Genomic DNA, 19,184 nt, shown 5'->3' on the forward strand with positions numbered 1-19,184 from the left:
GTGGCGATCTCGTCGGCGCATCGGAATGTGCTCACGATTCGCACCAACGATTTTCGTCCACAGGTTTGATCCACAGCCAACTGTGTTTATCCACAGGTGAATTGGCGATCCTGTGGACAAGTGGGGTCGCAATCAACCGTTTTGATCAATTCGCCTTGATTCATTGCGTGATGCGGCAAGTGCGTCCAATGTTCTTGCAGCTACCTCACGTTCAGCGGAGGCGGCGACAAAGGCGGCGACGTTCTGCGGACCAACCAGGCGCTGTACGGCCCGCATTGTTTCCGGCGGCAGTGGCACGGAACGCGGCTGGCTCGTCGAGGATCCCGGGATGAGCGATGCGTCAGCACCGAGATGGTGCTGCAGATGACGTGTGGCGAACGTCCGCATGGCCCGGGCCAGTTCCGCGTCCACTGTCTGCTGGGCGAGCGGGCGGAGTCGACGGACCAGCGAGGCGGCTTCGGCCGCATCCGCGTCCGTCGGTGGGCGATGGCCGAGGTAGCGCGCGAAAACATGCTCGGTGGTGAACTCCAGGAAACGGGTGGCGATGTGCTCGACATGACCGCGAAGTTCCCGCAGATGGCCGGAGATTGCGATGAGAGGTACGCCTGCGGCATGCAACTCGACTGCTACCGAGAGTTCTTGTGGGCTCGGGACCAGGAACTCGTCGTCCCGGCCCGGGATGCGCTCCAGCACGCCGAGCTCGACCGCCTCGGCTACCGCCTGATCGTCCTGCGCGCCGCCGAACTTCGCATACAGCTCGTCCCGGGTGATCCGGTCGGCCTGCTCGTCCGTCCACGGGCCGTGCACCTCGGCGACGAGCCCGAGCACTCCGCCCAGCCCGCGTCCCGCGTCCCACGCCTCCAGTAGTTCCTTGATGCTGGCCAGCGTGTAACCGCGGTCCAGCAGGTCGGCGATCTGCCGGAGCCGGGCGAGATGCGTGTCCCGGTACACATTGGCCCGGCCGCGCCGCTCCGGCGTCGGCAGCAGACCCCGGTCCTGATAGGCCCGGATCGTGCGGACCGTGGCACCGCTCGCATGCGCCAGGTCCTCGATCCGGTACTCGGCAGCGGAACGCTTCGTTGCCGCGGACGGCCCGGCCCCGCTCACAGCGGCGGCTTCAGCCGGGCGAGCCCGCGCAGCGCGCCGGGACTGAGCCGGGACAGGAAGCGGGACGCCCGTGCCTCCGGTGTCACCGGCACCACGGCCCGGTTGCGCGCCACGGCCTCGAGGATCGCGTCCGCGACCTTCTCCGGTGGGTAGTTGCGGAGCCCGTACAGCCGGCTGGTCCGCTTCCGCAGACGCGTCTCCTCGTCGGCGTCGGCCCCGGCGAAGTGCGTGGTCGCCGTGATGTTGGTGTTGACGATGCCGGGGCAGATGGCGCTGACCCCGATCGACCGCTCGGCCAGTTCGGCCCGCAGGCACTCGCTGAGCATCAGCACGGCCGCCTTGGAGGTGCTGTACGCGGGCAGCGCCCGGGACGGCTGATAGGCGGCGGCGGAGGCGGTGTTGACGATATGGCCGCCCTGGCCGCGCTCGGCCATCTGCCCGCCGAAGATCCGGCAACCGTGGATGACGCCCCACAGATTGACGTCCAGGACGTTCTTCCAGTCCTCGCTCGTGGTCTCCAGGAAGGAGCCGGACAGACCGATCCCGGCGTTGTTGACCAGGACGTCGACGATACCGTACTCGGCGGCGACCTTCTCGGCGAGCTTCTCCATCGCCTGCTCGTCGCTGACGTCCACCGCCTCGCCCCAGGCAGCGGGCGAGCCGATCAGCCGGGCCATCTCCGCCGTTCTGGCCGCCCCTTCCGCGTCACGGTCCACGGCCACCACCCGGGCACCCGCCTCCGCGAACGCGAACGCGGTGGCCCGCCCGATCCCGCCCGCTGCGCCCGTCACCAGGACCAGCTGACCGCCGAACCGGTCGGCGTACGCCCCGGTCGGTGCGGTGTCCGGGACCGGCCGTCCGTCTTCCAGCGCCGACTCGTTGGCGGCGACGAACTCGCTGATCCAGGAGGCAAGCTGGTCCGGGCGGGTACGCGGCACCCAGTGCTTGGCCGGCAGGGAGCGCCGTACCAAGTACGGTACCCACCGGTCCAGTTGGTCGTACAGCTTCTCCGAAAGGAAGATGTCACCCGTCGGCGTGATCAGCTGGACCGGCACGTGCGCGTACGCGTCGGCGCGCGGTCTGTGCAGCCGGGCGCGGACGTTGTCCCGGTAGAGCCAGGCGCCGTGCGCGGCGTCGTTCGGCAGGGACGGCGTCGGGTAGTCGCCCCCGGGTATCTTCTCCATCCGCTGGAGTATCCGCGGCCACTGCTTGCCGAGCGGGCCGCGCCAGGCGAGCTCCGGCAGCACCGGCGTGTGCAGCATGTACACGTACCAGGACTTGGCCCCCTGGCCGAGCAGCTGACCGACCCGGCGCGGGGTGGGCCGCGTCATCCGCTGCTTGATCCAGTGACCGAAGTGGTCCAGGGAGGGACCCGACATCGATGTGAAGGAGGCGATCCGGCCCTCGGTGCGTCTGACCGTCGCGAACTCCCACGACTGGACCGAACCCCAGTCGTGCCCGACCAGGTGCACCGGCCGGTCCGGACTCACCGCATCGACGACGGCCAGGAAGTCGTCGGTGAGCTTCTCCAGGGTGAACCCGCCGCGCAGCGGCTCCGGAGCCGTCGACCGGCCGTGGCCGCGCACGTCGTACAGGACGACGTGCCACTGCTCGGCCAACTGCGCCGCGACCCGCGTCCAGACTTCCTTGCTGTCCGGATAGCCGTGCACCAGCACGACCGTCGGACGCGTCTCGTCGCCCAGCTCGGCGACGCACAGCTCGATTCCGCCCGTACGCACTCGGCGTTCGCGGAACCCCGGCACATCCTGCAGCCTCACGCCACCACCCTCTCCTCGGCCCAGCGCCGCACATGCGGCAGATCGTCGTCCAGCCAGAAGGCGCTCTGCTCGGGGTCCTTGGAATCGGTGACGACCAGGATCTCCTCGAACTTCGCGCCCGTACCCCGGAATCCGAGATGGGGTTCGACCGCCCACAGCCCCGGCTGCGGCGGGTGGTCGGAGAAGCGGTACGGACTCCACAGCGGAGACCAGCCGTCCCGGTGGCCGTGCACCGCATCGCTGACGAGGCCCTTGAGCGACTGCGTACCGAACCCGAACACCCGCGGTGACCATCGGCGCTCAGCCACGCGGTCGACCTTGTGGGCGATGACTCCGAAGGGATAGGCGCGGTGCCTGTTGGCGTACCCCTGCTTGATCATCAGGCGCTCGACGTCCTCATAGATCTCGCGCAGCGAACGTCGCTCGCGCACCTCGTCCAGGATCAGCGCGCGGTGGACCTCAAGATCGGCAAGGAGCTTGTCGTGCAACGGGTTGAGCCCGAGACAGCCGGAATATCCGATGTCCGCCGTGAACCCCTTGTACACCGGAGCCATGTCGAGGATGAACGGCATCCCGGGCTCCAGCTTCCGGTTGGTCGGGAAGAACTGCAGCGGCACCTTGAAACCGGCGAACGCCGTGCGGTCCCCGAACCAGGCGAACGGGAGATGGAACCAGTCACGGACCCCTCGTTCGCGCAGCCACTCCCGCTGCATCCGGGCCGCCTCGCGCTCTGTCACCCCCGGTTCGAGCCGTGCGGCGACCGCCTCCGCGCAGGCGTACGCGAGGCGTTGCACCTCTCTGAACCCCTGGAGCTCCTGGGGCAGTCCGTCCTTCACCGGTGAGGTCATGCCGCCGTCCGTCCCATGCCGTGTGCGGTACGTGCTCGTAACGTGACACTGATGAATGTGACAATGTCCGGCGGCTGCGTCAAGGGGTGCGCAAGACCTGTGGACAACTCCCCGAGCTCTCCCCTCCGGCCCTGCTCCCGGCCACCACCCCCTACATTCGTCGTCCTCCCTCGCGGGGTCCCCCTACGGGGCCGTACGACTGAAGGCTGACGCGGATCCAACCGCCTGGTCTGACGACCGGTGTGGCCCGCGCCACTACCGTCGAAGACGTGACTGTGATCGCGACCGAAAGCCTGAGCAAGCGGTTCCCCCGGGTGACCGCGCTTGACCGGCTCTCCCTGGACATCGGGCCCGGTGTAACCGGCCTGGTGGGCGCCAATGGAGCCGGCAAGTCCACACTGATCAAGATCCTGCTGGGTCTGTCCCCCGCCACCGAAGGCCGGGCCTCGGTGCTCGGGCTGGACGTCGCCACCAGTGGTGCGGCCATCCGGGAACGGGTCGGCTACATGCCCGAGCACGACTGCCTGCCGCCGGACGTCTCGGCCACCGAGTTCGTCGTCCACATGGCGCGGATGTCCGGCCTGCCGCCGACGGCAGCGCGCGAGCGCACCGCCGACACGCTGCGACACGTCGGTCTGTACGAGGAGCGCTACCGCCCCATCGGCGGCTACTCGACCGGCATGAGGCAGCGCGTGAAGCTGGCCCAGGCGCTGGTCCACGACCCGCAGCTGGTCCTCCTCGACGAGCCGACCAACGGCCTGGACCCGGTCGGCCGCGACGACATGCTCGGCCTGATCCGCCGCGTCCACACCGACTTCGGCATCTCGGTCCTGGTGACCTCCCACCTTCTGGGAGAGCTGGAGCGCACCTGCGACCATGTCGTCGTCATCGACGGCGGCGCGCTGCTGCGCTCCAGCTCCACCAGCGACTTCACCCAGACCACCACGACCCTCGCGGTCGAGGTCACCGACAGCGACGCCCACCCCGACGGCACGGACGCACTGCGCCGGGCGCTCACGGCAGCCGGTGTCAGTCTTCTGGGCCGCGACGGACTCGAGGCGGACGGTCTGCCCGGCGCCGGTCACATCCTGCTGATCGAGGCCACCGGCGAGGAGACGTACGACGTCGTCCGCGACAGCGTCGCCGGGCTCGGACTCGGTCTCGTACGGATGGAACAGCGGCGCCACCACATCGCCGAGGTCTTTCGTACCGAAGGCACCGCAGAGACCGCGGAGACGGTCCTGGCCGGAGCCGCACAGCAGAAGGGGAGCGGTCGCGATGAACACTGAGACCGGGGCCGTGACCGGGATCGACAACACCCGGATCCACAACATCGGGTACCGCGCCTACGACGGCCCGCGCCTGGGCCGCGGCTATGCCCGCCGTTCCCTCTACTCGCAGTCGCTGCGGGGCTCCTTCGGGCTGGGCCGTTCCGCCAAGTCCAAGGTGCTGCCGATGCTGCTCTTCGGCGTGATGTGCCTGGTCGCGCTGATCATCGTGGCCGTCGCGATGGCCACGCCCAACGCGACGAAGCTCGTGATCAAGTACACGGACTTCGCTATCTATCTGCAGGCCGTCATCGGCCTCTTCCTCGCCTCGCAGGCACCGCAGTCCGTCTCCCGGGACCTCCGCTTCAAGAGCGTCCCGCTGTACTTCTCGCGCCCCATCGAACGGGTCGACTACGTCGTCGCCAAGTACGCCGCGATGGCATCCGCCCTGTTCATCCTCACCGTGACACCGCTTCTCGTGATGTATGTGGGCGCCCTGCTGGCGAAGTTCGACTTCGCCGACCAGACCAAGTGGTTCGGACAGGGGCTGGTGTCGGTGGCCCTGCTCTCCGTGCTCTTCGCCGGACTCGGCCTGGTGATGGCCGCACTGACTCCGCGCCGCGGCTTCGGCGTCGCCGCGGTGATCGCCGTGCTGACCATCTCGTACGGAGCGGTCTCCACCGTCCAGGCCATCGCCTGGCAGACGGGCTCGCCCGGCGCCGTGCAGTGGCTGGGGCTCTTCTCCCCCCTCACGCTGATCGGCGGTGTCCAGAGCGCGTTCCTCGGTGCCACCTCCGCCTTCCCCGGAGGCGAATCACCGGGTGCCGGGACAGGCGTGGTGTATCTGATCGTTGTCCTCGCGCTCGTCGCCGGCTCGTACGCCGTACTGATGCGCCGCTACCGGAGGGTCGGGCTGTGACCACCATCGAGATCGACCACACCTCGCGCTGGTTCGGCAATGTGGTCGCCGTCAACGACGTGAGCATGACCGTGGGACCCGGCGTGACCGGGCTGCTCGGCCCCAACGGTGCGGGGAAGTCCACGCTGATCAACATGATGGCCGGGTTCCTCGCACCGTCGACCGGCAAGGTCACCCTCGACGGCGCGCTGATCTGGCGCAACGAGGAGGTGTACCGGCAGATCGGCATCGTCCCGGAGCGGGAGGCGATGTACGACTTCCTCACCGGCCGCGAATTCGTCGTCGCCAACGCGGAACTGCAGGGACTCGACGAGGCTGCCGCGCAGAAGGCGCTGGCCACGGTCGAGATGGAGTACGCGCAGGACCGCAAGATCGCCACGTACAGCAAGGGCATGCGGCAGCGCGTGAAGATGGCGTCCGCGCTGGTCCACGAGCCGTCCGTGCTGCTGCTCGACGAACCGTTCAACGGGATGGACCCCCGCCAGCGCATGCAGCTGATGGAGCTGCTGCGGCGGATGGGCGCCGAGGGCCGTACGGTCCTCTTCTCCTCCCACATCCTCGAAGAAGTCGAGCAACTCGCCTCGCACATCGAGGTGATCGTGGCCGGACGGCATGCCGCATCCGGTGACTTCCGGAAGATCCGCCGACTGATGACGGACCGGCCGCACCGCTATCTCGTACGGTCCAGCGACGACCGCGCCCTCGCCGCCGCGCTCATCGCCGACCCGTCGACAGCCGGGATCGAAGTCGACCTGAGCGAGCAGGCGCTGCGTATCCAGGCGGTCGACTTCGGACGGTTCACCACGCTGCTGCCGAAGGTCGCGCGGGAACACGGCATCCGTCTGCTGACCGTCTCGCCGTCCGACGAGTCCCTCGAATCGGTCTTTTCCTATCTCGTAGCGGCCTGAGTAGTGGCCTGAAAGGAGCTGTGAAGCGTCATGTACAACCCCACAGTCGCCCGGCTCACCTACCGGGCCCTGCTCGGCCGGCGCAGGGCTGCGATCCTCTTCGTCCTGCCCGCGCTGCTGATCGTCATCGCCGTAGCGGTACGGGCGTTCGCCGGGGCCGATGACCAGGTCGCCGTTGATGTGCTGGGCGGTTTCGCCATCGCCACGATGGTGCCGCTGATCGGTGTGATCGCCGGTACGGGGGCCATCGGCCCCGAGATCGACGACGGATCGATCGTCTATCTGCTGGCCAAGCCGGTGAAACGGCCGACGATCATCTTCACCAAGCTGATCGTGGCGATCGCCGTGACGATGGTCTTCTCCGCCCTGCCGACTTTCGCCGCGGGCATGATCCTCAACGGCAACGGCCAGCAGATCGCGGTGGCGTACACGATCGCGGCGCTGGTCGCCTCCATCGCGTACAGCGCGCTGTTCCTGCTGCTCGGCACGGTCAGCAGGCATGCGGTGGTCTTCGGCCTGGTCTACGCGCTGGTGTGGGAGGCGCTCTTCGGCAGCTTCGTGCCCGGGGCGCGCACGCTCAGCGTGCAGCAGTGGTCGCTCGCGCTTGCCGAAAAGGTCGGCGGGGAAGGTGCGATCACCTCAGAGGTCGGACTGCCGCTCGCGACGGTTCTGCTGGCGGCTGTCACGGTGCTCGCCACTTGGTACGCGGGTCAGAAACTTCGCACACTGAAGCTCGCCGGCGAGGAGTGAGCCGAAGGGCTCTGCTGCCCCCTGTGTCCGTCAACCCCTGTCCGCCGGGCGGGGGTTGACGCATGAACGGACAGTCGTACGCGTAACTGTACGGTTATCGGTTCGTTGTTCAGGGAGCGTGGAGGCAATGAGAATCCGTGGCGTCGTAGCGTTCGTGAAATTAAGGATTGCCGACTCCGGCTCCGGCGAGACGGTGCGGGCCGGGTCGGTCATTGGGTGAGTGGCAACCGTGAGCGTCCTCCGCCCCTGAAGCCCGGGGACAGGGTCGTCCATTGCCGGTTTCCCGAACGGAAGGCATGCCCATGCCCACGGAAGTCGCCCTGCTCGAATCGCGTGCGCTGCGCGTCGAGCAGATGGGGCGCGTCGACGTCCTCGACAAGGTCAAGAGCCTTGTCATGCTCCCTGACGGAATTCACGTCCGCACAGAGGATGTGGCTCGTTACTTCGAAGTATCCACAGAGGTCGTCAAGAAGGTGATCCAGCGCCATCGTGGCGAGATGGAGGAGAACGGCCTCACGCTACTGCGAGGCTCTGATCTGCGAAACTTCCATAGGGACATGATGTCCCTATGGGGTGGCCGTGAGGGTGAAAGTTATCCACAGGCGGCCACTCGACTCACCCTGTTCACCCGCCGGACCGTGCTCAACGTCGCCATGCTTCTTCGCGACAGCGACATCGCTCGATGCGTCCGTACCTACCTCCTGGGTGCGGAGGAGGATCTGCGGACAGGGCTCGCCTCGCTCGACCGTCGGGTCACTCGCGTCGAGAGCTGCCTGGCCGGAGTCGGTTCGGCGCTCCAGGAGCTCGGGCCGGTACTCAACCGGATGTCGCACCGGCTCGACAGCCTCGACCGCAGGCTGGAAACCACGAATCGGGTCGTCGGCGCGATGAGTGTCCGGCTCGGGGGCATGTCCGAGGACATCGTCCGTATCGATGCGCGGATGGACGACTTCGTCCGTCAGCTCCAGGATCTGCGACGTCACCGTAGGCGCCGCTGATCCCCGTCCGCCGCTAGCTGTCCGCCCACGGCCAGGCGTGCGTGGGCTGGGGGCGGACAGCTGGCACTCCCCGTCGGTCGTCGCCGCTCGAATAATGGGTGGCGGACAGGGACGGCGCCAGGCACAGTGGTTGAGGAATGAGGAAGGCACGCCACAGGACCGGGAAAGGAGCGCGACGATGACCGGGAGTACGAGTCCGTCGAGTTCCCACCAGGGCGGCCCGGAGCAGGCGTCGGAGTAACCATCACTTCACTCCGCCGAGCCGCTCCCGGCAGGACGCCCGGGGCGGCTTCTTTGCGCGCATCGCGCGGCCGCCCACCCGGAGGATTGGCCGAGTGGTAAGGCAGCGGCTTGCTAAGCCGTGGTCGGGGCTGTTGACCCCGCGCGCGTTCGATCCGCGCATCCTCCGCACAGATTTCGGCACGGACAACCCCGCGCCGAGGCCCTACACGATCACGGGCCGGGCGCATGCCTGCACCCCGCCCGTGATTCTCCGTGTTCGCGCGGACTGCTGGAGCTGCCTAGAGCAGCCGCTCCAGCACCACGGCGATGCCGTCGTCCTCGTTCGAGGCGGTGATCTCGTGCGCGACGGCCTTCAGGGCGTCATGCGCGTTGGCCATCGCGACCCCGTGCTGCGCCCAGGCGAACATCGGAATGTCGTTCGGCATGTCACCGAAGGCGATTGTGTCCGCCGCCTTCACACCCAGCCGGCGCGCCGCCAGCGAGAGCCCGGTCGCCTTGCTCAGCCCCAGCGGCAGGATCTCCACCACGCCCGGGCCTGCCATGACCACGTCCACCAGGTTGCCGACGGCCCCACGCGCTGCCTCCGCCAGTGCGTCGTCGTCGAGTTCCGGGTGCTGGATGTAGACCTTGTTCAGGGGCGCCGACCACATCTCGGTCGTGTCCCTCACGAATACGGCCGGCAGGGACCCTTCCTGGACACGGAAGCCGGGACCGACCAGCACCTCACCGTCGAGCCCGTCGCGGCTCGCCGCCAGCGCCAACGGCCCGACCTCCGCCTCGATCTTGGAGAGCGCGAGGCCGGCGAGCTGGCGGTCCAGCGTCAGCGACGTCAGCAGCTTGTGCTCGCCCGCGTGGTAGACCTGCGCGCCCTGGCCGCAGACCGCGATGCCCTGGTAGCCCAGGTCGTCCAGGATGTGCCGGGTCCACGGGACAGCCCGCCCGGTGACGATGATGTGCGCGGCACCGGCCGCGGTGACGGCGGCCAGTGCCTCGCGGGTGCGCTCGGAGACCGTGTCGTCGTTACGCAGCAGCGTCCCGTCGAGGTCAGTGGCGACGAGCTTGTACGGGAAGGTCACTTGGCGACCGGTTCCAGGACCTCGCGCCCGCCCAGGTACGGACGGAGCACCTCGGGCACCCGTACCGAACCGTCTGCCAACTGGTGGTTCTCCAGGATCGCCACGATCGTGCGCGGTACGGCGCAGAGCGTGCCGTTCAGTGTGGCGAGCGGCTGGAGGACCTTCTTGCCGTCGTGGGTGTCGCGCATCCGGACGGAGAGGCGGCGCGCCTGGAAACTGTCGCAGTTCGATGCGGACGTCAGCTCGCGGTACTTGCCCTGGGTCGGGATCCACGCCTCGCAGTCGAACTTCCGGGAGGCTGAGGCCCCCAGGTCGCCGGTGGCGACGTCGATCACCTGGAACGGCAGTTCGAGGGCGGTGAGCCACTGCTTCTCCCAGTCCAGGAGACGCCGGTGCTCCGACTCGGCGTCCGCCGGGTCGACGTACGAGAACATCTCGACCTTGTCGAACTGGTGGACGCGGAAGATGCCCCGGGTGTCCTTGCCGTACGTACCGGCCTCGCGGCGGTAGCACGGCGAGAAGCCCGCGTAGCGGAGCGGCAGCTTGTCCGCGTCGATGATCTCGTCCATGTGGTACGCGGCGAGCGGGACCTCGGAGGTGCCGACCAGGTAGTAGTCGTCCTTCTCCAGGTGGTACACGTTCTCCGCGGCCTGGCCGAGGAAGCCGGTGCCCTCCATGGCGCGCGGGCGCACCAGCGCGGGGGTCAGCATCGGGATGAACCCGGCCTCGGTGGCCTGCGCGATCGCGGCGTTGACGAGGGCGAGCTCCAGCAGCGCGCCGATACCCGTCAGGTAGTAGAAGCGCGAGCCGGACACCTTGGCGCCGCGCTCCATGTCGATCGCGCCGAGCGCCTCGCCGAGCTCCAGGTGGTCCTTGGGTTCGAAGCCCTCGGCGCCGAAGTCGCGGATGGTGCCGTGTGTCTCCAGGACGACGAAGTCCTCCTCGCCGCCGACCGGCACGTCCTCGTGGACGATGTTGCCGAGCTGCAGCAGTAGGCTCTTGGTCTCCGCGTCGGCCTCGTCCTGCGCCGCGTCGGCCGCCTTGACATCGGCCTTCAGCTGCTCGGCCCTCTTGAGCAGCTCGATGCGCTCCTCGGGAGAAGCCTTGGGGATGAGCTTTCCGAGCGACTTCTGCTCGGAACGGAGTTCGTCGAAGCGGACACCGGACGACCTGCGCCGCTCGTCGGCGGAGAGAAGGGCGTCGACGAGCGCGACGTCCTCTCCACGGGCGCGCTGGGAGGCGCGAACACGGTCGGGGTCCTCACGGAGCAGGCGAAGGTCAATCACCCCTCCAGGCTACCGGTGTGCGCTTCCGTAGCTCGAACCGATATTGCCAAGCGTGTCACTTTGTCCGAATTGCCGGACTTTGGAAAAGGGGGAGAATCGTCGACCGCGATCGATCCCGACTGTCAATAAGGAGCACCTATTCCCCTAAATGGTGCAGAAAGGGCTTTCGCCCTTGACGCATCAGCCATGCACGCAGGGGGAGTTGACGGTGCTTGTCCACAGGGGCGGGAAGCCCACCAGAGTTATCCACAGGCTGTGGGGGAGATCTGTGGACGCGGGAAGAGATCATTCCGAAAGCCGCATGAGGGCTCATGGATTCCCCGCTCAAACTCACTTCACACACTCATTCGGGTGGGAATTCCTCGCCCTAAGGAGTTGATCAATGGAATTGAGGTGACACAGGCATCCTGTAGCCCTGTGGGCGAATGTGGGGCGTGTGGGGCGATTTGTCGACCATGTCGTGTTGGGGTGTCGACTTGTCCCCAGGCCGAGAACCAGCCCTGTGGATAACTCTCTTGTGGATTGTGAAAATCGGCAGGTAATACCGGCGATAGGGGCGCGCAGCCATGGCAGGGAACGCAACCCCGCCATCGGCTCAGGCGCCGGGCCAGAGCTTCGGCGCCGGCCGTCACCCCAGGCCCTCAGGCCCGATCGTCCGGTTCCTGGTCAGGCGCGGCCGTCCTGGACCCGGGCCAGCCAGTCCGAGGCGTCCGTGAACTCCCTGTCCGACGTCCCGTCGCGCAGCGGTCGCACGTCCTCCGGCGCCACCCCCGCACGGGGATACGAACCGAGGAACCGCACCTTCGGGCAGATCCGCTTCAGCCCCATCAGTGCCTCCCCGACGCGACGGTCCGCGATGTGTCCCTCGGCGTCGACCGCGAAGCAGTAGTTCCCGATGCCCGCCCCGGTCGGCCGCGACTGGATCAGCATGAGGTTCACGCCGCGCACCATGAATTCCTGGAGGAGTTCGAGCAGTGCGCCGGGGTGGTCGTCGCCCAGCCAGATGACCACCGACGTCTTGTCCGCGCCGGTCGGCGCCGCGGGCCGGGCAGGGCGCCCCACCAGCACGAAGCGCGTCTGCGCGTTCTCCGCGTCGTGGATCTCCGTCACCAGCGGTTCGAGGCCGTAGGTGGCCGCCGCGAACTCACCGGCGAAGGCGGCGTCGTACCGCCCTTCCTGCACCAGCCGCGCGCCGTCCGCGTTGGACGCGGCCGACTCCCATACGGCCTCCGGCAGATGGGCCGCCATCCAGTTGCGTACCTGTGGCTGTGCCGCCGGGTGTGCGGTGACGGTCTTGATGTCGTGCAGTTTGGTGCCGGGCCGCACGAGCAGCGCGAAGGTGATGGAGAGCAGCACCTCGCGGTAGATCATCAGTGGTTCGCCAGCGGTCAGCTCGTCGAGGGTCGCGGTGATGCCGCCCTCGACGGAGTTCTCGATCGGTACGAGGGCGGCCGCGGCAGCCCCGCTCCGTACCGCGTCCAGTGCCGCCGGTACGGAGACCATCGGGACGAGTTCCCGAGTGGCGGCTTCCGGGAGCGTACGGAGGGCGACCTCGGTGAAGGTGCCTTCGGGACCGAGATAGGCGTAGCGCGTGGCGGACATACCGTCACCCTAGTGCGCCTTGCCCGCTCAGGACTCCAGGAGCCGCTGCCCCACGTATTCCCCTTTCGCCGCACCGCCCGGCACTGCGAAGAGGCCACTCGCCTCGTGCCGGACGAACGGCGACAGCGCATCGCCCCGGTCGAGTTTGCGCTGTACTGGTACGAATCCCTTCAGCGGATCCGCCTGCCAGCAGATGAACAGCAGCCCGGCGTCGGGAGTGCCGTCGGCTGCGATGCCGTCGTGGTAGGAGAAGGGGCGCCGCAGCATCGCAGCCCCGCTGTTCCGCTCGGGGGAGGAGATCCGGGCGTGGGCGTTGTCCGGGATCAGCAGCCTGCCGTCGGGGCCCGCCTTGTCGAGGTCCATCGGGGTGGTCTCGGTGCCACCGCTCAGCGGCGCGCCGTCCGACTTGCGCCGCCCTATGACCCGCTCCTGCTGCGCCACCGGGAGTTTCTCCCAGTCGTCGAGCAGCATCCGGATCCGCCGTACGACCGCGTAGGAGCCACCGGCCAGCCAGGCGTACTTCGCCTCGTCGCCCGTCTTCGGCTGAGACGGTACGAAGATGCGCCGGTCGAAGTCGCTCTCCGAGGGTTTCGGGTTCCCGGTGCCGTCGATCTGTCCCATCAGATTGCGGGCGGTTGCCGGCGCGGCCGTGGCACCGGGGGTGCGGTTGAAGCCGTTCATCTGCCAGCGGACCCGGGCCGTCGTGGCGGCCTCCTTCTGGATGGCGCGCAGGGCGTGGAAGGCGACGAGCGCGTCGTCGGCGCCGATCTGCACCCAGAGGTCGCCATGGGAGCGCTTGGTGTCGAGCTGGTCGGCGGAGAACGGCGGCAGGGGATCCAGCCCGGGCGGCCGGTGGTCCACTAGGCCCGTGCGTTCGAAGAAGGTGTGGCCGAAGCCGAAGGTGATGGTCAATGAGGAGGGTCCGGCGTCCAGCGCTATCCCGGTGTCGTGTTCCGTGCCGTCCGCGCTGCCCCCACGGGTGGGTTCGCCGACCATCAGGCGCTGGGCCACGGCCGACCAGCGGCGCATCAGGGCGGCGGCTTCCTTCCGCCCGGCGCCGGGTGCCAGGTCGAAAGCGATGAGATGCCCACATGCTTGAAGCGGAGTGGTGATCCCCGGTTGATGTTTCCCGTGAAACATTTCCTCGGTCGAGCCGACCGTCGTCAGTGCTGTCGGCTGGTCGGGGCGGGCTGCGGCGTAACCGATCGCACCACTTGCCGCGCCCAGCACCACTCCGGTCGCCCCGGCCGCACCCACGGTGCCGAGCAGCCGCCGCCGGGAGATCTCGCCGGTGGAGCTCTTCCCGTTGTTTCCGCTCTTCTTGCTGTCTGTGCTCACGATCCCGCTCAGCCGATCTTCACGTTCTTGCCCATGGTGGTCTGATCGATGTCCGACGTACGGACCGTCACCGCGACCGTCCAGTCGCCGGCCATCGGGATCTGGACGCCGCTCGCCGTCCAGTGCCCCTCGGTGAGCCGGTCGGGGAGGACGGGCAGTGGCCCGATGTCCTTGGACTTCAGGGTGAAGGCGAGCTTCACCTCGGGGACGTCCATGGGCTGTCCGTCGGATCCGTCGATCCAGAGGTGAACCCCGTTGGCGCCGGTACGGCCGGGGTCGATGTCCATCCGGACCGTGCCCTTGCCGTTCCGGCCTCCGGTGTCGAACGGCAGGCTCAGCGTGACGGGTCCTACGGCCGCAGGCGCGGATGCGCTGGTCGAGGCCCGGGCCGCTTCCTCCTCGGTACGTCCCGGCTCGGTCGAGGTCAGTACGGTCGTCACTGCCAACAGCGCCACCGCGACGCCCACTTCCGCCAGCACGGAGCGACGGAGTCCGGACCGCTCGCGGTCGGCATCGCGGATCCGCTTCTTCGTGGCGGTTGCCACGGCGGCTTTCTGCCGGGCGAGCTGGGCGGCCCGTGACGGGTCCTCGGACTCGTCCGCAGGTTCGCTCTCCACCTCGGCGGAGGCATCCGCGTCCATCCGGGGGTCCACCGCGGCCCCGACCTCGGTCGGGGCCGCGGTCAGCCGAGCCGTCCATTGCCGTGAGATCCACGCGACCCCGACCAGTACGGCGACGAGTCCCACCTTCACGAGCAGCAACTGCCCGTAACCCGTGCCCGTGAGCGCGGACCAGGAGCCCACCTGGCGCCAGGACTGGTAGAGCCCGGTCGCGGTGAGTACGAGCACGCTGCCGAACGCAATACGGGAGAAGCGCCGTACCGCCGTGGCTCCGATGTCCGGCGTCCGGTACAGCGCGACCAGGAGCGCTGCCAGTCCGCCCAGCCAGGCGGCGACGGCGAGCAGATGCAGCACGTCGACCGGCATGGCGATGCCGGGCTGGATCCCGGTCGAGGCGTGCTCGGCGAGCGCCCACGTTCCGGCGATCCCGGCGGCGATGACCGCGCCGCCGATGGCCAGTCCGAACGTGAGGTCCTTCTTCTCCCGCTCGTCCTCGCGCTTCGCGTACGCCCCGAACAGGACGGCGATGAAGAGTGCGGCGGCCCCGAGCAGAAGCAGCCGTGAGACCAACGCGGCCCCGGGCTTGGTGTCGAGCACGGCTTTCAGGCCGTCCAGGTCGAAGGCGTCCGCGAGCTTCCCGGAGCCGGTGTACGGGCTCCGCAGGAACAGCATGGCCAGGGTGGCCGCGGTGAGGGTCAGCCAGCCGCGCACGACCAGACGCTGCAGCGGGCGCGCGCCCGCCCCGCGCTGCCAGCAGGCCAGGATGAAGGCCGCGCCACCGGCCAGCACGATGAATCCGGCGTACGCGGCGTACCGCGCGATGTCGTAGAGCGTGCCGACCAGGCCACCGCCGGCCTTGTCCGACGGGAGGGCGACGGTGGTCTCGGAGGGGGCCCCGATGGAGAAGGTGAAGGCACCGGAGACCGGGTGGCTGTCCGCGGAGACTGCCTGCCAGGCCACGGTGTACGTACCGTCGGGCAACCCGGAGTGGAGCGTGACGCCGTACTTCACGGTGGAGCCGCTCTGCAGATCACGCGGTGCCGCACCGGTGTCGGCGCGCTTGCCACCGGGGTCCAGGACCCGGATGGAACCGGCGCCCATGGCGACCTGCTCGGAGAAGGTGAGCGTGACCTCCTTGGGTGCGGTGGCGACCACCGCCCCGTCCTGCGGATCGCTCCCGGTGAGCGCGGCATGTGCGGACGCGGGTGCCGCGCCGCCCAGCAGCAGACCCGCCACCATGGTGACGAGCGCGGCGAGGAGCGCGGCCGCGGCGAGTGGCCGGCGCACCGGGGGCACGGACGGGGACGGCCCGAAGTGCGGGGCGGTGGCTGTCATGGTGTGTCAGTACCTCACTGCTTCTTCGGGTTGTGGGTGGTCTCCTTCACAGGAAGGTCGACCGTTATCGGGTCGGCCTTCTCGAAGTGCAGTTCCACGGTCACCGTCTCTCCCTGTTTGGGACGCTCCTTGAGCGCGGTGAACATGATGTGGCTCCCGCCGCGCTCCAGATCCAGCTCGCCGTCCGCGGGCACCTCGAAGGACGTCACCATGCGCATCGTCTGGTTCTTCGTCTCGTGGATCGTGACGTGGTCCGAGAGCGGGCTGGTGACCGACGTGAGCCGGTCGGAGCTGCCGCCGGTGTTCCGCACGACGAGGAAGCCCGCCGCCATGTCGCTGACGGGCTGCGGCATGAACGCGCCGGTCACCTTCAGCTCGGGCTTGCTGTTCGAGGCCGAGCATCCCGCAAGCGCCAGCCCGGTGGTGAGGGCGAGGGCGCCGGCGAGGGTGGTGCGGCGGTTCACGGAGTCTCCCCCTTGATGATCTTGGGGAGGTCCTTGGTGTAGTCGTCGGGCGAGGCGTCCTCGCTGTACAGCACGTACCCCTTGTCGGTCTTCGGGGAGAACGCGATGACCTGCGACCCGTGCATCGAGACGACCGTGCCGTCCTTCTCCTTCTTCGGAGGGTCGATGCCGATGCCGATCTGGCGTGCGCCCGCCTGGATGGTCGGGAAGTCGCCGGTGAGGCCGATGAAGGAGGCATCCTGGGCCTTGAGCCAGCTGCCCAGCGAGGACGGGGTGTCCCGCTCGGGGTCGGTGGTGACGAAGACGACCCGCAGTTTGTCCTGGTCGGCCTTGGGCAAGGACTTCTTGGCGATGGCGATGTTGCTCATGATCAGCGGGCAGACATCGGGACAGTTGGTGTAGCCGAAGTAGATGAGCGTCGGCCTGCCCTTGGTCTGCTCACGCAGGTCGTACTTCTTACCGTGGGTGTCGGTCAGGACCAGATTCGGCTTGGTGAACGGCTGGTCGAGCACCGTCGCGGCCTGGGTCTTCGCCTCGGCGGAGACGTCGGCGATGGGCTTCTTGGCACTGTCGTCGCCGCTGCCGCAGGCCGACAGGGTGAGTGCGGCCGTGGCGACGAACGCCGCGACCAGCACAGTTTTCTTACGCATGGATCGCTGATTCCTGATGGGTCGGTGAAAACGGTGGGGCTCGGGGCCCTCTTCCGGATCGGGCCGGGCTCCTGGGCCCGGCCCGATCCGGAAGAGAGGGCCGGGGGTCTCAGACGTTGCGGCGGCGGCCTGCGAGGAAGCCGAAGGCCACCCCCGCGATGCCGATGGCGATGCCGACCACTCCGAGGACTCGAGCGGTGGTGTCACTGGAGGACGAGGCGGAGGCAGTTTCCGTGTGCTCGTCCTTCTTCTCCTCAGCGGCACCGCTCTTGTCGTCGGCGGTGCTGCCGTGCTCGTCGGTGGTCGCGGCGGTCAGCTTGAGGACCGGCGCCGGGCTCTCGGGCTCCTCGGCGCCGTCCTTCTGCTCCTCGATCCAGCGGACGACTTCCTTGTTGTCGTACGTCTGGATGGCCTTGAAGACCAGTTGGTCGGCGTCCTCGGGGAGCTGGCCGACGGAGAGCGGGAACTGCTGGAACTCGCCCGGGCGGATACCGAGGGCGTTCTTGCTGCCCTCGGCGGTCCAGGTGACCTTGGAGACGACCTCGTTGATCTTCTGGCCGTGCATGTCCAGCGGCTTCGCCAGCTTGCTCTTGGTGACGTCGATCTTCCAGCCGGGCACCGGCTGCGGCATCACGGAGGCCAGCGGGTGGTCGGTCGGGAAGTTGACCTCGAGCTTGGTGGTGGAGGCGTCGTCGCGCTCGTTGGGGACCTTGAAGTTGATCGTGGCGTAGCCGCCCTTGGCTGCCTCCCCCTGGGGTTGCACGCTGACGTGCGCGGAGGCAGTACCGGCGAGGATCAGCACGGTGGAGGCGGCGACGCCGCCGACCAGGGCGATGCGGGAAACGTTCATGGCAGGAATCACTCCACAGAAGCACGAAGGAAGGGTGGTCCGCCGCACAGGTGCGCGACGGCATCGCGACACCTCTTCCCCACGTGCACCGTGCCGGGCGGGCGCCACCAGGCATGGGCCGGGTGATGACCGCGAACGGTTCGTGCGTGCTACGAGCGCAGGGTGTCGCGTCAGGCTGCGAGGGCGAATACGGACGGCGGCCCGCGCCTGATCACCTGGTGCTGCAGTGGATCGCCGGTGACCGGCGCCGGTGCGTCGGCTGCGGTACGGGGGGCGCGCGGCCCGGTCGCTCCCTCAACCGGGAGACCGGCCCGCAGCGCTCGTACGAGAACGAGCGCGGCCCGCAGCGCGCGCAGCCGGGCCTCGGCCGCGAGCTGCTGGGCGCCGTGTGCGGACAGCCTGGCCAGCTTGAACAAGGCGATCTCGCCACGCCGCAGCAGCCAGCCCGTGGCCAGCGCGGCCAGTAGATGGCCGAGCAGCATGGGGAGGCTGGGCAGCAGACCCGTGAGCGTCGGGTCGGTTCCGGCGGCAGCCATGGACTGATGGTCCATGCGTGTCACCGTCGCCGGATCGATGCCCGCGTTGCTGACGATGCGGTGGGCTTCGGCGGCGTTCAGCTGCGCCGGTCCGGCGCCGCACACCAAGCTTGCGGCGAACCGGATCAGGGAGCCGTTGTCTGCCGCTGCCTGCGTCGGCGTACCGGACGCGCTGTGCGTGCCCAGCCCGAACAGGGTGTGCAGGGCGAGCTGTCCACCGGCCAGGGTGGTGGCGATGGACGGCAGGGAACGCTCGCGTCCGGCGAGCGCCACCACCACCGCGAAGACCCCGAGGAAGCCTGCGAGCAGCGTCCACCAGGGGACGCCGGCGCAAGAGGCCACTGCATGTCCTGCCGCGGACAGCGCGACACAGACCGCGGTGAACACCGCGGCCCTCAGGAGCCGCAGACCGGCTCCGGCGCGTGCGACAGGCGTAGACATGGCCGGGCCATCATCGCACTGCGCGCCGGGAATCGGTACGGCAGGCCCGGAAGGTCGCCTTCCGCCCGATTGGGTGCGTGGCGTTCCTGCTGTCGGGCCTGGCATACACGGGTGCTCCAAGTGCGGGTATCCGCCGAATGAGCGGTTTCACATCAGGTCTGTGCTTA

General features: G+C 68.5%; 17 protein-coding genes and 1 tRNA gene. 6 read left to right on the plus strand and 12 right to left on the minus strand.

The window, feature by feature from the left end:
* Positions 1-132 precede the first annotated feature (132 nt).
* From AB0N06_RS03635 to AB0N06_RS03645, 3 genes are read right to left on the minus strand one after another with little or no spacing between them, the layout of a single operon-like run.
* The gene (locus AB0N06_RS03635) at positions 133-1,107 is read right to left on the minus strand and encodes a MerR family transcriptional regulator (protein WP_366133119.1); all 975 of its coding nucleotides are present in this window, start codon (positions 1,105-1,107) and stop codon (positions 133-135) included.
* Positions 1,104-2,885 carry an SDR family oxidoreductase gene (locus tag AB0N06_RS03640; RefSeq protein WP_366133120.1) on the minus strand — a complete coding sequence of 594 codons (1,782 nt, stop codon included), beginning with the start codon at positions 2,883-2,885 and terminating at the stop codon, positions 1,104-1,106. The genes AB0N06_RS03635 and AB0N06_RS03640 overlap by 4 nt, the downstream gene beginning before the upstream one ends.
* Complete coding sequence (locus tag AB0N06_RS03645) at positions 2,882-3,733, minus strand: M24 family metallopeptidase (protein ID WP_366133121.1); 852 nt, start codon at positions 3,731-3,733, stop codon at positions 2,882-2,884. The genes AB0N06_RS03640 and AB0N06_RS03645 overlap by 4 nt, the downstream gene beginning before the upstream one ends.
* A 275-nt stretch (positions 3,734-4,008) precedes the next feature.
* Here AB0N06_RS03645 and AB0N06_RS03650 point away from each other — a divergent pair, with 275 nt between their 5' ends.
* The 6 genes from AB0N06_RS03650 (at position 4,009) to AB0N06_RS03675 (ending at position 8,985) form a co-directional block, all read left to right on the plus strand.
* A complete protein-coding gene (locus AB0N06_RS03650; protein ID WP_366133208.1) occupies positions 4,009-5,022 on the plus strand; it encodes an ABC transporter ATP-binding protein in 1,014 nt (337 codons plus the stop codon).
* Entirely contained in the window at positions 5,012-5,920 is a 909-nt protein-coding gene (locus AB0N06_RS03655) for an ABC transporter permease (RefSeq protein WP_366133122.1), read from the plus strand. The genes AB0N06_RS03650 and AB0N06_RS03655 overlap by 11 nt, the downstream gene beginning before the upstream one ends.
* The gene (locus tag AB0N06_RS03660) at positions 5,917-6,828 is read left to right on the plus strand and encodes an ABC transporter ATP-binding protein (protein WP_327245346.1); all 912 of its coding nucleotides are present in this window, start codon (positions 5,917-5,919) and stop codon (positions 6,826-6,828) included. Before AB0N06_RS03655 ends, AB0N06_RS03660 begins: the two co-directional genes overlap by 4 nt.
* Positions 6,829-6,858: 30 nt before the next feature.
* Entirely contained in the window at positions 6,859-7,578 is a 720-nt protein-coding gene (locus AB0N06_RS03665; protein WP_366133123.1) for an ABC transporter permease subunit, read from the plus strand.
* Between the two features lie 302 nt (positions 7,579-7,880).
* The gene (locus tag AB0N06_RS03670) at positions 7,881-8,576 is read left to right on the plus strand and encodes a hypothetical protein (protein ID WP_366133124.1); all 696 of its coding nucleotides are present in this window, start codon (positions 7,881-7,883) and stop codon (positions 8,574-8,576) included.
* A gap of 321 nt (positions 8,577-8,897) precedes the next feature.
* Positions 8,898-8,985 (plus strand) — tRNA-Ser (locus AB0N06_RS03675).
* A 112-nt stretch (positions 8,986-9,097) separates the two neighbouring features.
* Here the strand turns inward: AB0N06_RS03675 and AB0N06_RS03680 are convergent.
* The 9 genes from AB0N06_RS03680 to AB0N06_RS03720 all read right to left on the minus strand — a co-directional run bounded on the left by AB0N06_RS03680 (position 9,098) and on the right by AB0N06_RS03720 (position 19,017).
* Positions 9,098-9,895, minus strand: coding sequence for an HAD family hydrolase (locus tag AB0N06_RS03680; RefSeq protein ID WP_366133125.1), 798 nt, complete (start codon positions 9,893-9,895; stop codon positions 9,098-9,100).
* Complete coding sequence (gene serS, locus AB0N06_RS03685) at positions 9,892-11,181, minus strand: serine--tRNA ligase (protein WP_366133126.1); 1,290 nt, start codon at positions 11,179-11,181, stop codon at positions 9,892-9,894. Before serS ends, AB0N06_RS03680 begins: the two co-directional genes overlap by 4 nt.
* A gap of 666 nt (positions 11,182-11,847) precedes the next feature.
* Entirely contained in the window at positions 11,848-12,783 is a 936-nt protein-coding gene (gene pheA / locus AB0N06_RS03690; RefSeq protein WP_366133127.1) for a prephenate dehydratase, read from the minus strand.
* 27 nt (positions 12,784-12,810) lie between these two features.
* Positions 12,811-14,121 (minus strand): iron uptake transporter deferrochelatase/peroxidase subunit, encoded by a 1,311-nt coding sequence (gene efeB / locus AB0N06_RS03695; protein WP_366133128.1) that lies wholly within the window; start codon positions 14,119-14,121, stop codon positions 12,811-12,813.
* Between the two features lie 8 nt (positions 14,122-14,129).
* Positions 14,130-16,076 (minus strand): copper resistance protein CopC, encoded by a 1,947-nt coding sequence (locus AB0N06_RS03700; protein ID WP_366133129.1) that lies wholly within the window; start codon positions 16,074-16,076, stop codon positions 14,130-14,132.
* A 14-nt stretch (positions 16,077-16,090) separates the two neighbouring features.
* Entirely contained in the window at positions 16,091-16,540 is a 450-nt protein-coding gene (locus tag AB0N06_RS03705) for a copper chaperone PCu(A)C (RefSeq protein ID WP_366133130.1), read from the minus strand.
* A complete protein-coding gene (locus AB0N06_RS03710) occupies positions 16,537-17,190 on the minus strand; it encodes an SCO family protein (protein ID WP_366133131.1) in 654 nt (217 codons plus the stop codon). Before AB0N06_RS03710 ends, AB0N06_RS03705 begins: the two co-directional genes overlap by 4 nt.
* Positions 17,191-17,299: 109 nt before the next feature.
* Positions 17,300-18,040, minus strand: a complete 741-nt coding sequence (locus tag AB0N06_RS03715; RefSeq protein ID WP_366133132.1) for a YcnI family protein — start codon at positions 18,038-18,040, stop codon at positions 17,300-17,302.
* A 170-nt stretch (positions 18,041-18,210) separates the two neighbouring features.
* Positions 18,211-19,017, minus strand: a complete 807-nt coding sequence (locus AB0N06_RS03720; RefSeq protein WP_366133133.1) for a hypothetical protein — start codon at positions 19,015-19,017, stop codon at positions 18,211-18,213.
* Positions 19,018-19,184: the final 167 nt, after the last annotated feature.

It is taken from the genome of Streptomyces sp. NPDC051020 (assembly GCF_040683105.1).
Taxonomy (GTDB): Bacteria; Actinomycetota; Actinomycetes; order Streptomycetales; family Streptomycetaceae; genus Streptomyces.